Genomic DNA, 15,423 nt, shown 5'->3' with positions numbered 1-15,423 from the left:
TTCTGTGTTAATTACTTGTTTTGAGTGTAATTATGTGCACAAAGATACGAAAAAAAGGACAATTATAGTAAATATATATGATATATGAATGTTGCTCTCTTACTTGTTTTCAAGCTTTGTAGGGACGCGACATGTAGCGTCCGCAAACAAACAGTCTATTTTTTATAGAATAAGCACAGTTGTAATTTCTTGTAGGGCGCGGTATGCCGCGCCCTACAAGTTGTTTTATTAAGCTAAATCTTGAGTAAGATTTATCACATATAATGAGCTTGTGCTGTATTTAATTTGGCAAATATGCATTATTTGACTTTTAACCCTTTTTCCTTGTCATAAGCGAGGGTGTAGGTCTTTCCCGCTCTGGTGTTGAGGCTTAAGGTATGAGAACCGTAGCGTAGCGTGCATTTACCGCCACTCTTAGCTTTGATAGTCGCTTCGCTTAATAGTCCGTTAGTCCAGTTCAAACCTACTTCAAAATTGCCACGAGCCATTAATCCGCTTACGCTACCGGTGCTCCATGCATCGGGAAGGGCAGGGAGTAGATGGATGAATCCCATCTGACTTTGCAGCAACATCTCTGTGATTCCGGCTGTCCCACCGAAGTTTCCGTCTATTTGGAAAGGTGCGTGGGTGTCCCAAAGGTTGTCGAGTGTGCCATTTTTCAATAGGTTTCTATAGAGGGTATAAGCGTGATTACCATCGTGTAGACGTGCCCATTGATTCAGTTTCCATCCCATGCTCCAGCCCGTAGCGCCGTCGCCACGATGCTTCAAAACTACTTTGGCAGCTTTAGCCAGTTCGGGGGTAGTGATGGGCGAGATGGTATGACCGGGATGTAGTCCGAACAAATGATTGACATGGCGGTGATGATCGTCGGGATCATCGATGTCGGTAGACCACTCCATAATCTGTCCGTAACGTCCAATGCGATAAGGTGCGAGGTGTCGTAAGGCATTCTCCCACTCTTGGCGAGCCTTAGCGTCTACACCTAATACTTTGCTGGCTGCGATGGCATCGGTCAAAATCTCACGAATAACGGCATGAGAGAAGGTGGCACCTTGGTCTACTGGACCGTGTTCGGGCGATGTAGAAGGAGCTGCTGTGTACACTCCGTCGGCGCGTTTCCATAGATAATCCACGGCAAAGTCGGCACTTCCTTTCATCAGTGGATAACCCGTGGTGCGCAAGAAGTTCTTGTCGCGAGTGAAATCGTAGTACTCCCACAGATGTGTAGCAAGCCATGGACCCGCCATGGGACACAAATTCCACTGCATTTGTTCATCGGAGAGGGGAGCGGTGAAGCCGAAGATGTTGGCCGAGATAGACGATGTCCAACCGCGAGCATTGTAATATGCCTTGGCTGTTACGGCTCCGGGCTTTGCCTGAGTCTTAATGAAATCGGTGAGCGGTTGGGCGCATTCAGCCAAATTGGCCTGTAACGAAGGCCAATAGTTCATTTGGATGTTGATGTTGTTGTGGTAGTCTACTCGCCACGGACCGTCTACATTGTTATGCCAAATGCCCTGTAGATTGGCAGGCAATGTACCCGGACGTGATGAGGCGATAAGCAGATAGCGACCGAACTGATAGTAGAGCTCTTCCAATCCGAAGTCGGCTTTGCCCTTACGATAGTTTTGTAGGCGCAGATTGGTGGGTAGAAGGTTCACGGCTTTATCTGGATTCAGTGTCAGCTGAACGCGGTTGAAGAGGGGCATATAATCGGCCGCGTGCTCCCTCAGCAGTTCATCGTAGCCTTTGGCTATGGCAGCTTGCATCCATTGTTGGGTGGTTGCGTCAGGGTCAACGCCTACATAAGCCTTGCGATTGGTGAAATCCGGGTCGAAATTCATTTGATAATCGGTGTCTCCGGCGATGTAGAACGTCACTTCATCGGCTCCGTTTACACGTATCTTTCCGTCTGTCACGCTTACTTTTCCGCCCTTGGCCACGGCCTTGATGCGTACGGTGAAGCGCATTCCATTGTTGTCGAGTGCTGCCTGATAGACCACTCCGTCGGTGCCATCGGCCTGTATATGGCCTGTAGCTACAGGGTTCGGGGCATACGAGAATAGCAGGTTTTGCATACTGGGTTTATCAGCTTTCAGCTTCACCACCATGATGTTGGCAGGGTAGGAGATGAAAGATGTGCGCTGATAGTGGGTGCCGTCTTTCGTGAAACTAACCTTAGCCAGTGCTGAGTCGAGCGATAGTTCGCGACGATAATGGGTCATGCCTACTTCGCTTAGACCTGTCTCGATGTAGCATTCGCCCATGGTGGTAAAGTTTCCGAAGCGGAAATCCTCTTCTTCATTGGCTGAATATGCTGCCAGTCCGTTGAAGTTCTTGGCCGTAAGTTCTTCGGCTGTTTTCTGATCGCCACGTGTGAAAGCATCGCGAATGTCTTTGAGCACGTGAGCCGACTGTTTATTGACGTTCCAATAGTAGGCAGGTCCTTGCTTTACATTGGGACCGCCACGCCATAAACTCTTCTCGTTGAGCGTGAATCGCTCGGCCGAAACAGACCCCATTATATTGGCACCGAGGTTGCCATTACCGATAGGGAGGGAGCGCGATTCCCATTCTTGATCGGGATTGTGAATACCATCGCCGGCCGTTGTAGGCTTGTTCTCTTGGCTCCACATATCGGGATGCCCGCCATACCAAGCTGTTCGACCATTTAATGTGGATGGAGTATCGAACCATACCACCAAATTCGACCGTTGTGCCCGTATTGTGGTGGACGACAAGAGTAGGACTGCTCCGAGTATCAAACTTGATTTTTTCATGTTCTTATATCGTTTATATTATTGGTTATGCTTTGATGAAGATGCCTTGTTTGTACATCCAGCGAATGATGAGATACACAACGCCTACGTTGACAGTCGTGCCGACCACGGGATAGAAGTCGCCCAAATATTGTTCTAAACCGTAGAAGAGTGAGCCTGCGATGGATCTGAAGTTCATGTATTCTCCTAAAAAGTAGGCTGCGAGTGAATTCATACCGTAGTATTTAAGCCATTGGGTGCCCTTGGTCCAACCGCGCATGTCGATGATATAGAAGAAAAGAGCCATGAGCAAGAAGCAGATTCCACCGGCAAACAGGGTCATTGAGCTAGACCAGATACGCTTGATGATGGGCAATATGGGACTCATGGCGAGTGCAGCAACAATCAATATGGTGCCCATGATGCAGAGTTTGCGGAGCTTTTGTTGTTGGGTGTCGCCCGATTTGAGGATGTATCCTGCCCAACAACCTAAGTAGACCGTTACGATGAAATTGAGACTGCTCAATACCCATGTGTAGTTGTAAGTACCGTTGAAGTTCCATGATGTGCCATCCCAATTCATGCCATCGCGGAAGACGCCCAGTACAGCCATGTCAATGGTATCGGCTATGTTGTGACCCATGCTGAAATCCATATCGCCCCAAATGGCAAACACAGCGATATAACCGATGAAACAGGCTGCAACGACGGCTATTTGTGTACGCTTGGAAGTGAGGACGAAAAGAAGGGCAGTCACGACATAACCCACAGCGATGCTCTGTAGCGTGTTGGAGAATAATTTAAATTGATGCCAATCGAGCGATAACAGGTTGCCTTGAACCACCATTCCGACGCCCCAGAGTATCAAGAAACGTTTCAGAAGTCGACGATAGAAAGTGCTGTCGGCTCCCTCTCGCTTCTGACGGGAGAATGCGAAAGGAATCGTAATGCCCGACATAAACATGAACAGTGGCATGATGATGTCCCAAAAGCTGAATCCGATCCATTCCACATGGGTGACTTGGCTGTTCAGAAATGCACCGAAAGTATCGTCGGCAGGGGCGGCAATTTCGAGGTAGTGATACAGTATTGGTTGAATTAACACGAGGCACGCCATATCGAAACCGCGGAGTATATCGAGCGATTGCAGGCGTTGAGGTTTGTTGGTAGTTGTATTAGAATCCATGGTAGTATAATGTTCTCGTGACAAAGTTAAGTATTTTCCTTTATATTTATTTTGATTTGATAGAGGAAAATACTGTTTGCCGGTATATAATGTGTTCCTTATGATTTGTTGGCCAATTTTGTTCCGATGTAGTAGAGACGATGTATACGGTCTTATATCGTTTAAATTGCTGATTAGTAATGTCGTCTGTTAGGGAGACGATAGTCCTCTCTGCTCTACAAAAGCCTTTTTTCAAGGGGAGGGGATAAAACTTATGAACTAAAAAACTCAAGAACTCAACTGACTGCAGCGTTGGGGCAGGCTTTCTGTTTCGTCTATTCAGTATTGCTGAAAAGGTGAGACAGTGATGCTGAGGTGCTGTTGCAGCAACCTCACCCCAACCCTCTCGTTTAAGTAGACAAGTTAACGTGTAGACAAGTAAACAAGGTTTTGCAGATGAAGATAGACAATGGTAGAGACGGAATGTGCTTCTTCTCCAGTGGGCAAGATAGTGTGTACTAGGGGTAACAGTATATTAAGCAGAACTCTTATCACTTCATTTTAGGGTGTTTCCCTTTGAATTAGGCGCAAAAAAAGAGACGATGCAGGCATCGTCTCTACTCTTTAATGGTAGAATATTGCTACTGAACGAGCGTATAATGTGGTTTGTAGCAATGTTCTATATGCTTTCTTCTTAGAAGAATTTGGTCTCTGTACCCTCGATTTCGCTTAAGAGCAGGTTGGCCAAACGACTAGTTCCGAGGCGGAACCACTTGTTGGTGAGCCATTTTTCGCCTAGAACCTCTTTAACGATGCTGTAGTATATAATTGCATCCATGACGGTATTAATGCCGCCAGCGGGCTTTAAACCTATCTGTATGCCTGTTTGATCGTAGTATTCCTTAATGGCTTGACACATGACGTATACCGATTCGGGAGTAGCACTTACTTTCTCCTTGCCGGTAGAAGTCTTCACATAGTCGGCTCCAGAGTACATGGCAACGATGGCAGCCTTCTTGATATTAGAAGCAGTCTGCAGGTCGCCAGTCTCCAAGATGACCTTCATGGCATGGTCGCCACATACCTCTTTCAGTTCGCTAATCTCATCGGCTACGCCTTCATAGTCCTCACTGAGGAACTTACCTACAGGAAGTACGATATCAATCTCTGTGGCGCCGTCTTTCAATGCAAGTGAGGTTTCTATGGTCTTAACCTCGATAAACGTCTGAGAGTGGGGGAAATCGCCCGTTACGGTGGTTACTTCTACACCGTCTACTTCAAGAGATTCGCTGATGAGGCGGCAGAAGCGGGGATATGCTACGATGGTAGCTACGTGGGGAAGGTCGGGATAGGCTGTTGCAAACTGGTTGACTTTCTCCGTCATAGCGAGGATTTTCTCATCGGTATCGGTGGTGCTGAGTGATGTCAACTCAATGCTGCCGAAGAGGAATTTCTTCACGTCGAGGGTGTCGTTCTCATGAGCTTTCTCGGCAATAATCTTCTTGACAGCAGCGCTCACTTCCTGTTCGGTGATGTTGAAGTTATACTTTGCCAATACTTCATCATACTTGCTCTGCTCTTTGAAGATATGATGGTGCTCGTGATGATCGTGTTCGTGGTCGTGATGGTTGTGAACTGTGGGTTCAATGTCTTTAGTATATGCCATAATTTTGCTGGTTAATAGCCCCACCCCAAACCCTCCCTAAAAGGGGAGGGAGATGAAATGTGGACATTGTTATTGATGTTATTATAATTATTTGTTGCTACTGATTTGATAATCCTTGATGTCTATCTTTATCTCTTTTGGTCTTCTTCTTCATGCTTTTGCGGAACTCTTCGGCCAAATCAACACCGGTTTGGTTGGCTAGACAACAGAGCACCCAAAGAATATCGGCCATCTCTTCGCCTAAATTAGGCTTTTCGCCGGCTTTAAAGCTCTGGTCGCCATATACGCGAGCCATCACTCTCGCCAATTCGCCTACCTCTTCGGTGAGACAAGCCATGTTGGTGAGTTCGCTAAAATAGCGCACCCCATAGGTGTGAATCCACTCATCCACCTGTCGTTGAGCCTCACGAAGTCCGGTAATATCAGTGTTCTTATCTTCCATTTTGTCTATATTTATTTTAGAAAATAGTTTTGGAGAGTCCTCTTAAATATCTATTATTCCTTGTTCTTACTATCCATGTAAATGGTCACAGGACCGTCGTTGAGTAACTCTACTTTCATGTCTGCACCGAATTCCCCAGTTCCAATAGGGCGACCAAGCAGTGATTCCAGCTGCTTACAGAAGTACTCGTAGAGTGGTATACTGATGTTGTGAGGTGCCGCACGAAACCATGAGGGGCGGTTCCCTTTTTTGTAACTGGCGAAGAGAGTGAACTGGCTGATAACCAATATATTGCCTCCTATGTCTTGGATGGAGCGATTCATGACGTGATCCTCATCATCGAAGACACGCAGGCCAATGACTTTCTTCGCTAACCAATCTGCATCTTCTTGATTATCAGTGGATTCCACGCCTAATAAGATAAGATAGCCTTGCTCGATGGCAGACTTTACTTCTGAGTTAATAGTGACCGATGCGTGCTGCACACGTTGTATAACGATTCTCATAATGGCAAAGGTAAAGATTTTATTTTAGTCGGCCAACTTGTTGTTGAAATATTCGTTGATAATGGCAGCCTTGGCACTTCCGACCACAGTTGTCAATGTTTCCAGACTGGCTTCGCGTATCTTTTTGACGCTCTTGAACTCTTTGATAAGGGCTTCTTTGGTCTTCGGACCGATGCCTTTGATGTCGTCTAACTCGCTATGGAGAGCGTGTTTGCTGCGCTTGTCGCGGTGGAATGTGATGGCATAACGGTGTACTTCGTCTTGTATGCGTGTGAGGATGTGGAACAGTTCGGAATCAGTCTTCATACCTATCACTTTTGGCGGGAAACCATAGAGTAGCTCGTTGGTGCGATGGTGGTCGTCTTTAGCTAGTCCTGCAATGGGGATTTGGAGGTGTAATTCGTCCTCGACAATCTCGCGAACAACCTCCATTTGGCCTTTTCCACCGTCGGTTATAATGAGGTCGGGAAGTGGTGTTTTCTCTTCTATCATGCGACTATAACGACGGCGAACGACTTCTTGCATCGACGCATAATCGTCCGGTCCTGTGACGGTTCGGATGTTATATTTACGATAATCTTTCTTGGAGGGCTTCATTCCTTTGAATACGATGCATCCGGCAACGGCATCTGTACCGCTTATGTTGGAGTTGTCGAAGCACTCTATTTGGTAGGGGAGTTTGGGAAGTTGTAGCTTTTGCTGCAATTCTTTCATCAATCGAGTCTGTTTTTGTTCCGGATTGAGTTTCTCGGCTTGCTTGAGACGGTCAAATTTATACTGTTTACCATTCATCTCGGAAAGGTCTAGTAAGTGCTTCTTATCGCCTCGTTGAGGTACGAAAAACTCGGCATCTTTGAGCTTCCATTCCATCTCAAAAGGTACGATAATTTCTTTGGCCGTGCTCCCAAAACGCTCGCGAATCTCCGGAATAGCGGTGATAAGGAGCTCTTCGTCGCTTTCTTCGAGTTTACGTTTGTATTCGTAGGTGAAGCTTTGATTGATACTGCCTTTTCTGACGTGGATATAATTGATAAAAGCATTGCGATTGTGGTCGTCGTCGATGATGGTAAATGCGTCTACATCGTCTATTGTATGGCTTACAACCTCGCTCTTGGAGACGAATTCGTTGAGCAGTTGGTACTTGATTTTGAGGTCTTGAGCTACTTCAAATTTCATTAATTCGGCATTCTTCATCATCAGCTTGTAGAGCCATTTCCCTACCTCACGCGTGTTCCCTTTGAGAATTTCGCGTGCCTGATTCATGTTTTGCTGGTAGTCTTCGTAACTCTGTTTGCCTATACACGGAGCATCGCAATTATGGATATGATATTCCAGACAAGGCTTGTATTTATGGGCTGCGACACCCTCTTTGGTGATGGGCTGACGGCAAGTACGCGGTTTATATAGCTTTTTAATGAGGTCTAATACCGCATACATGCTGCTGATATGGGGAAAAGGACCGTAATAGGTGCCGTATTTGCGATTGATTTGCCGAGTTTTGAAGATGCGTGGGAAGTATTCGTTGGTAATGCAAATGCTGGGATACGTCTTTCCGTCCTTCAATAATACATTGTATTTAGGATTGTACTTCTTGATAAGACTGTTCTCAAGGAGTAGGGCGTCTTCTTCGGTGTTGACCACCGTGTAACTTATATCATGGATTTTGGAAACGAGAACTTTAGTCTTGAAGCGGTCCACTTCTTTGTGGAAGTAGGATGTGACACGTCTTTTGAGATTCTTGGCTTTCCCTACATATATAATAGTATGGGTGTCGTCATAGAATTGATAGCTCCCCGGCTTCTCCGGCATATTCAATACTATGTTCTTTAGGCGGTCTATCCTTTGTTTGTTCTCTTCCTTTGTCATGTGTTAACTCCTTTGTAGAGAAGACTTTATATAATTAAAGTTTCACGTGAAACTTTAGCGAGTGATATTCCTTATTGAATAAAAAAGCCCTCTCTTTGGGAGAGGACTGGGAAGTCGTTGTATTTAAATTTGTATCAAGGATGTGATTTCAATATCTTTATCAAAAGTATCTCTGCCGTTCAAACCTTCGTTGGTGAGTTCGATAATGAAGTTGCAATAAATTTTCTTTGGATGGAATTTCTTGACGAGGTCGCATGCTGCTTTCATCGTTCCACCAGTTGCAAGTAAGTCATCGTGTAGTAAGATAACATCATTTTCATTGATAGCATCCTTGTGAATCTCGATAGTATCGGTGCCATATTCCTTGTCGTAACTCTCTTGTACGGTCTCACAGGGTAGCTTTCCGGGCTTACGGCATAGTACAACTCCTGCATTTAATCGGATCGCGACAGCTGTTGACATGACGAATCCGCGGCTTTCGATACCTACAATCTTTGTAATACCCTTGTCTTTGTAAAGGTCGTACATCTCATCGCTAATCTCTTTGAGACAGTCTGGACTTTTAAATAGGGTAGTGACATCGCGGAAATTGACACCTTTGATAGGCCAATCCGGAATGCAACGGAGGTTGTCTAATAGTAATTGGTTGTTCATTTTATTATTTAGTTTATATTATAATCGATTGTGTAATAGGTTGTTATGTTTCGTATATTTGTTGTTTTGTTTCACGTGAAACTTATCTTCCTAGGAGTATAAGCATTACATTGATGTCGCTGGGAGATACTCCCGGTATTCTACTCGCTTCCGCTAGAGTCTCGGGATCGATGCGTTCGAGTTTTTGTCTTCCCTCTGTACTAATCTCATGGAGTGCTTGGTAATTGAATCTTCCTTTTATTTTAATGTCTTCTAGACGATGCATCTTGTCGGCGACCATCCGCTCTCGCTCGATGTATCCTTTATATTTCATTTTAATTTCTGCCGATTCAACGATCTCTCCTTGGCGTTCGTCGATAGAATCAATAACTTCTTTTAGAGAAGGAATAATCTCCGATAGGTTGTTGAGAAATAGATGGGGACGTGCGATTAAATCAACTAATTTGCATCCGGCACGCAAAGGAGTCGTACCTAGTGTCTCTAGTTGTGTATTGATATCGCTCGCTTTGATAGGTAACTCTTCGCAAAAACGGATGATTTTATCGATTCCTTCTTTCTTTTTAAGCCACCAATCGTAACGTTCTCTAGTAGCTAATCCTAACTGGTAAGAACGTTTTGTGAGTCTTGCGTCAGCATCGTCTTGGCGTAATAGTATTCTGTATTCGGCACGAGAAGTGAACATGCGATAAGGCTCGTCAACGCCTTTGGTTGTCAAATCGTCGATTAATACGCCAATATATGACTCGTCTCGATGCATAATAAACGGTTCGTTACCGGCACATTTCAATGCCGCATTGATGCCGGCGACCAATCCTTGTCCTCCGGCTTCTTCATAACCTGTAGTACCGTTAACCTGTCCGGCAAAGAATAGACCATCAATAATCTTCGATTCTAACGAATGCTTGAGTTGTGTTGGATCGAAATAATCGTATTCGATGGCATATCCCGGACGGTAAATCTTGGCATCTCGCAGTGCAGGAATTTGATGGATGGCATTTAATTGTACATCCATAGGCATGCTGGAGGAAAAACCGTTGAGATACATCTCGTTGGTGTCTTCTCCTTCGGGTTCTAAGAATAGGGGGTGTTGATCCTTGTCTGGGAATGTAACTAGCTTTGTTTCGATAGAAGGACAGTATCTTGGACCGGTGCTTTGAATCTGTCCGTTGAAGAGGGGAGAGTCTGCTAGTCCGCCACGAAGTACTTCGTGCGACTCAGGGGTGGTATAGCAAGTCCAGCATGGCAACTGTTTTAGCTGTCGATGTGGCCCCATATAACTAAATTGGTGGAAGTCTTGCTCACCATCTTGTATCTCCATGTCTTCGAAATGCACCGAACGTCGGTCGATTCTCACTGGAGTTCCGGTCTTCATACGTTCCGAACGGATGCCCCAACGAGTGATACTTTCTGTGAAATGTGGTACAGCAGGCTCGGCACATCGGCCTCCGGGATATTGGAATCTACCAATATGCATGAGCCCGTTGAGGAATGTTCCGGCAGTAACAACAACGCAACGAGCGCGGAATTCAACACCCCAAATGGTACGTACACCGATAGCTTGCCCATTCTCTACGAGTAACTCATCGGCTTGATCCTGCCAAATATCAAGGTTATCAGTGTGGTCTAGTATTTCTCTCCACTTCCAAATGAACTTTCCGCGATCGCATTGAGCACGCGGACTCCATACTGCCGGCCCCTTTCCTTGGTTCAACATACGAAACTGGATAGCCGTGGCGTCCGTCACATGTGCCATCTCTCCGCCGAGAGCGTCAATCTCACGTACTATTTGTCCTTTAGCGATTCCGCCTATAGCGGGATTACAACTCATCTGTGCAATCTTGTTCATGTCCATCGTGATGAGGCATGTCTTTGCTCCTAAGTTAGCTGATGCCACCGCAGCTTCGCACCCTGCGTGGCCTCCTCCAATCACAATGACGTCATACTGGAAGTTCATCCGTTCTTTTCCCTGAAATTTATAAGTTTTACAAAGGGTTACTATCAAGTGTAAGACGTGTCAAAAAATAGCCCCTCTTTGTTTTCCGCAAAAGTAGCAAATAAAATCCGATTTTTTATGAATTCCTTTTGATTAATCACTAAATTATAGTATTTTTGCAACCTACTATGTGGGTATCTATACCTATATCAAAGTATCTAAGGCGACGTTTTATATCTGTGTAAAACATTGTCAATATGAGTTGTGGAAATATTTTCAATCAGTTAAATAATTAAATTTCAATCATTTATGTGGTTAATCAATTCATCTATTGGCAGGAAGGTTGTGATGTCTGTTACCGGCATCGCGTTGATCCTCTTCCTGACATTCCACTTGTGCATGAATATTGTGGCTCTGTTCTCTGGAGAGGGTTACAATACGATTTGTGAACTTCTGGGTGCTAACTGGTATGCCATTGTGGCTACGCTCGGTTTAGCAGCCTTGACTGTGTTCCACATCGTTTATGCTTTCATCTTGACGGCACAGAATCGTCGTGCTCGTGGCGAAGAGCGTTATGCAGTAACTGCTCGTCCTGAAAAGGTAGAGTGGGCCAGCCAAAACATGTTGGTACTCGGTATCATCATTTTGTTGGGGCTGTTGCTGCACCTCTACAACTTCTGGTACAACATGATGTTTGCCGAACTTATCGGTACAGAGGCTCTCTATGGTCCTGCTGACGGATTTGCTTGGATTCAGGAAACATTTGCTAATCCTGTGTTCGTCGTTCTGTATGTCATTTGGATTGTAGCTATCTGGTTCCACTTGTCACACGGTTTCTGGAGCGCTATGCAGACTCTTGGTGTTAATGGCAAGATTTGGTTCAATCGTTGGAAGGTTATCGGTTTGGTATATACTACCTTATTGATGCTCGGCTTCCTCGTTGTTGTATTGGCCTTTGCATTTGGTTGTGCTCCCAGTCTTTGTGCTGCGTAACCTATTAACTTTAAACTAATTCGATTATGGCTAAACTAATAGATTCTAGAATTCCCGAAGGCCCAGTGGCCGAGAAGTGGACCAATTATAAGGCTCACCAGCGTTTGGTGAACCCTAAGAATAAGTTGAAACTTGACGTTATCGTTGTTGGTACAGGCTTGGCTGGTGCCAGTGCTGCCGCTTCTCTTGGCGAGATGGGTTTCAATGTTTTGAACTTCTGTATCCAAGACTCTCCCCGTCGTGCGCACTCTATCGCTGCACAGGGAGGTATCAATGCCGCTAAGAACTACCAAAACGATGGTGACTCTATTTATCGTTTGTTCTATGATACAGTGAAAGGTGGCGACTATCGTGCTCGTGAGGCAAACGTTTATCGTCTTGCTGAAGTGTCAAACGACATCATCGACCAGTGTGTTGCTCAGGGTGTACCATTCGCTCGTGAATATGGTGGTATGTTAGCTAACCGTTCATTCGGTGGTGCTCAGGTGTCACGTACATTCTATGCTAAGGGTCAAACCGGTCAGCAGCTTCTTCTCGGTGCTTACTCCTCATTGAGTTGTCAGATAGAGAAGGGCAAGGTTAAGCTCTTCACACGTTACGAGATGGAAGACGTTGTCATCGTAGATGGTCGTGCTCGCGGTATTATAGCAAAGAATTTGATAACAGGTAAACTTGAAAGATTCTCAGCTAATGCTGTTGTTATCGCAACAGGTGGTTATGGTAATACCTATTTCTTGTCTACCAATGCTATGGGTTGCAATTGTACAGCTGCTATCCAGTGCTATCGTAAGGGTGCTTACATGGCCAATCCTTCTTACGTTCAGATTCACCCCACCTGTATTCCTGTACACGGTGACAAGCAGTCTAAGTTGACATTGATGTCTGAGTCTCTGCGTAACGACGGTCGTATTTGGGTTCCTAAGAAGCTCGAAGATGCTAAAGCATTGCAGGCAGGAACCAAGCAAGGATGGGAAATCCCCGAAGAAGAACGCGATTACTACTTGGAACGTCGCTATCCGGCATTCGGAAACCTTGTTCCTCGTGATGTTGCTTCGCGTGCAGCTAAGGAGCGTTGCGATAAGGGATTTGGTGTAAATAACACAGGCCTTGCCGTATTCCTCGACTTCTCTGAGTCTATCAACCGCCTAGGTTTGGACGAAATCATGCAGCGCTATGGTAACCTCTTCGAGATGTACGAAGAGATTAACGATGTATTCCCCGGCGATTTGGCTAATGAAATCAACGGTGTGAAGTACTACAAGCCAATGATGATTTATCCTGCTATCCACTATACGATGGGTGGTATCTGGGTAGATTACGAGCTCATGACTTCTATAACAGGTTTGTTTGCAATCGGTGAGTGTAACTTCTCAGACCACGGTGCTAACCGTTTGGGTGCATCTGCCCTGATGCAGGGATTGGCTGATGGTTACTTCGTATTGCCTTATACTATTCAGAACTACTTGGCCGATCAGGCAATTTGGCCTCGTCTGTCTACCGATCTGCCCGAATTTGTTGAGGCAGAGAAGAATGTCAACGACGAAATTGACCGCTTGATGGGTATTCAGGGTAAGCGTTCTGTAGACTCTATCCATAAGGAACTTGGCCACATCATGTGGGAGTACGTAGGTATGGGTCGTACAGCCGAAGGTTTGAAGACCGGTTTGGAGAAGATGAAAGAACTTCGTAAGGAATTCGATACCAACCTCTTCATCCCCGGAACCAAGGACGGTTTGAACATCGAACTTGATAAAGCCATCCACTTGCGCGACTTCATTCTCATGGGTGAGTTGATTGCCAACGATGCTCTTTCTCGTAATGAGAGCTGCGGTGGTCACTTCCGCGAAGAGTACCAGACCGAAGAAGGCGAAGCTAAGCGCGACGATGAGAACTTCTTCTACGTAGGTTGTTGGGAATATCAAAGCGATGACCACACTGCTCCCGCGCTTCTCAAAGAGCCTTTGGAGTATGAGGCAATCAAGGTACAAACACGAAATTATAAAAATTAAGTTTTTATAAGTTGACGAGTAGACAAGTATACGAGTTAACAAGTCTATAAGTATAAGAACTTACAAGTAGACAAGTTTATGAGTATATAAGTATATCTTTCAACGACGAGTTTGGAGAAAAAATGCGGTATAAAGCATGAGTAACCACAAAGAATTAATAGTTTGGCAAAAAGGTATTGCTCTAGTTAAAAGTATTTATGAGCTAACCAAGACATTCCCTAGGGAAGAAACGTTTGGTCTGAAGTCTCAAATGCAACGTGCTGCGGTATCAATCTCATCCAATATAGCTGAAGGCTATGGACGAATTTTTCCGAAAGAACCTATTAACTTCTTGAATATAGCATTAGGATCGGCTGCAGAATTGGAAACACAGCTTATAATAAGTCGTGAACTTCGATATGTTTCTGAAGTTGAATATACCGAAATGTCGAAACAAAATAATGAGGTTATCTACATGTTGACAGCATTAGTAAAGAGCTTTCAGAAATGAATTCAAATTCTATACCGTCTTCATCATCATCTTGTTTGCTTGTTCACTCGTCTACTTGTCAACTAAAAAAAATAACAAAATATGGCAAAGAATATTAGTTTCACAATCAAATATTGGCGTCAGAATGGTCCTACAGCCAAGGGACACTTCGATTCACGTGAAATGAAGGATATTCCTGACGATACATCATTCCTCGAAATGCTCGACATTCTTAACGAGGAATTGATAGAAGAAGGCCAAGAGCCTTTCGTTTTCGACCACGACTGCCGTGAGGGCATCTGCGGCATGTGCTCGCTTTATATCAACGGTGTTCCCCACGGAAAAACCGAGCGTGGCGCTACTACCTGCCAGCTCTACATGCGTCGCTTCAACGATGGCGACGTTATCACTGTAGAACCATGGCGTTCTGCTGGCTTCCCCGTTATTAAAGACTGTATGGTAGACCGTTCAGCTTTCGATAAAATTATTCAGGCCGGTGGCTATACGACCATTCGTACCGGACAGGCTCAGGATGCCAACGCTATCTTGATTCCGAAAGATAATGCCGATGAAGCCATGGATTGTGCTACATGTATCGGCTGTGGTGCGTGTGTAGCTGCTTGTAAAAACGGTTCTGCCATGCTGTTTGTAAGCTCTAAGGTCAGCCAGTTGGCATTGTTGCCACAAGGTCGTCCTGAGGCTGCTAAGCGTGCTAAGGCTATGATTGCACGCATGGACGAGCTGGGATTCGGTAACTGTACCAACACTCGTGCTTGCGAAGCCGTATGTCCTAAGAATGAAAGCATTGCCAATATCGCTCGCTTGAATCGCGAGTATATCGTAGCAAAGTTGGCTGATTAATAGCCCATTAACTATATTGAGCCTCCCAAGTCTGCCGGATTTGGGAGGCTTTTTTATTGCCCTTATACGGGCAGAGAAATAGATTGTACAAAACAGT

General features: G+C 45.2%; 12 protein-coding genes. 4 read left to right on the top strand and 8 right to left on the bottom strand.

Annotated elements, in window-relative coordinates; all coding sequences use genetic code 11:
- Positions 1-299: 299 nt before the first annotated feature.
- The 8 genes from HMPREF3034_RS04760 to mnmG form a co-directional block, all read right to left on the bottom strand.
- Positions 300-2,783, bottom strand: coding sequence for a glycoside hydrolase family 95 protein (locus HMPREF3034_RS04760; RefSeq protein ID WP_062433651.1), 2,484 nt, complete (start codon positions 2,781-2,783; stop codon positions 300-302).
- A gap of 25 nt (positions 2,784-2,808) precedes the next feature.
- Positions 2,809-3,948 carry an acyltransferase family protein gene (locus HMPREF3034_RS04755; protein WP_062433649.1) on the bottom strand — a complete coding sequence of 380 codons (1,140 nt, stop codon included), beginning with the start codon at positions 3,946-3,948 and terminating at the stop codon, positions 2,809-2,811.
- A gap of 673 nt (positions 3,949-4,621) precedes the next feature.
- Positions 4,622-5,593 (bottom strand): deoxyribose-phosphate aldolase, encoded by a 972-nt coding sequence (gene deoC, locus HMPREF3034_RS04750; protein ID WP_036899242.1) that lies wholly within the window; start codon positions 5,591-5,593, stop codon positions 4,622-4,624.
- Between the two features lie 97 nt (positions 5,594-5,690).
- The gene (locus HMPREF3034_RS04745; RefSeq protein WP_036899241.1) at positions 5,691-6,035 is read right to left on the bottom strand and encodes a nucleotide pyrophosphohydrolase; all 345 of its coding nucleotides are present in this window, start codon (positions 6,033-6,035) and stop codon (positions 5,691-5,693) included.
- 53 nt (positions 6,036-6,088) lie between these two features.
- Positions 6,089-6,541: a D-aminoacyl-tRNA deacylase gene (gene dtd, locus HMPREF3034_RS04740; protein WP_062433648.1), complete on the bottom strand. Its 453-nt coding sequence runs from the start codon at positions 6,539-6,541 to the stop codon at positions 6,089-6,091.
- 24 nt (positions 6,542-6,565) lie between these two features.
- Positions 6,566-8,407, bottom strand: coding sequence for an excinuclease ABC subunit UvrC (gene uvrC, locus HMPREF3034_RS04735; protein WP_062433645.1), 1,842 nt, complete (start codon positions 8,405-8,407; stop codon positions 6,566-6,568).
- Positions 8,408-8,530: 123 nt separating this feature from the next.
- On the bottom strand, positions 8,531-9,061 hold the full coding sequence (locus HMPREF3034_RS04730; protein ID WP_062433643.1) for an adenine phosphoribosyltransferase: 531 nt from the start codon (positions 9,059-9,061) through the stop codon (positions 8,531-8,533).
- 82 nt (positions 9,062-9,143) lie between these two features.
- Positions 9,144-11,015: a tRNA uridine-5-carboxymethylaminomethyl(34) synthesis enzyme MnmG gene (gene mnmG / locus HMPREF3034_RS04725; protein ID WP_062433640.1), complete on the bottom strand. Its 1,872-nt coding sequence runs from the start codon at positions 11,013-11,015 to the stop codon at positions 9,144-9,146.
- A gap of 288 nt (positions 11,016-11,303) precedes the next feature.
- On the opposite strand from mnmG, the gene HMPREF3034_RS04720 reads away from it, so the two are divergent.
- From HMPREF3034_RS04720 to HMPREF3034_RS04705, 4 genes are all read left to right on the top strand, one after another.
- Complete coding sequence (locus HMPREF3034_RS04720) at positions 11,304-11,987, top strand: fumarate reductase (RefSeq protein WP_062433637.1); 684 nt, start codon at positions 11,304-11,306, stop codon at positions 11,985-11,987.
- Between the two features lie 26 nt (positions 11,988-12,013).
- On the top strand, positions 12,014-13,996 hold the full coding sequence (locus HMPREF3034_RS04715) for a fumarate reductase/succinate dehydrogenase flavoprotein subunit (RefSeq protein ID WP_062433634.1): 1,983 nt from the start codon (positions 12,014-12,016) through the stop codon (positions 13,994-13,996).
- A gap of 136 nt (positions 13,997-14,132) precedes the next feature.
- Positions 14,133-14,486: a four helix bundle protein gene (locus tag HMPREF3034_RS04710; RefSeq protein WP_062433630.1), complete on the top strand. Its 354-nt coding sequence runs from the start codon at positions 14,133-14,135 to the stop codon at positions 14,484-14,486.
- 81 nt (positions 14,487-14,567) lie between these two features.
- Entirely contained in the window at positions 14,568-15,326 is a 759-nt protein-coding gene (locus HMPREF3034_RS04705; RefSeq protein ID WP_036899226.1) for a succinate dehydrogenase/fumarate reductase iron-sulfur subunit, read from the top strand.
- The last annotated feature ends 97 nt before the right edge of the window (positions 15,327-15,423 follow it).

It is taken from the genome of Prevotella sp. DNF00663, from assembly GCF_001553265.1.
Lineage (GTDB): Bacteria > Bacteroidota > Bacteroidia > Bacteroidales > Bacteroidaceae > Prevotella.
The sequence above is the reverse complement of the archived record's forward strand: the minus strand, read 5'-3'. Positions and strand labels throughout refer to the sequence as shown.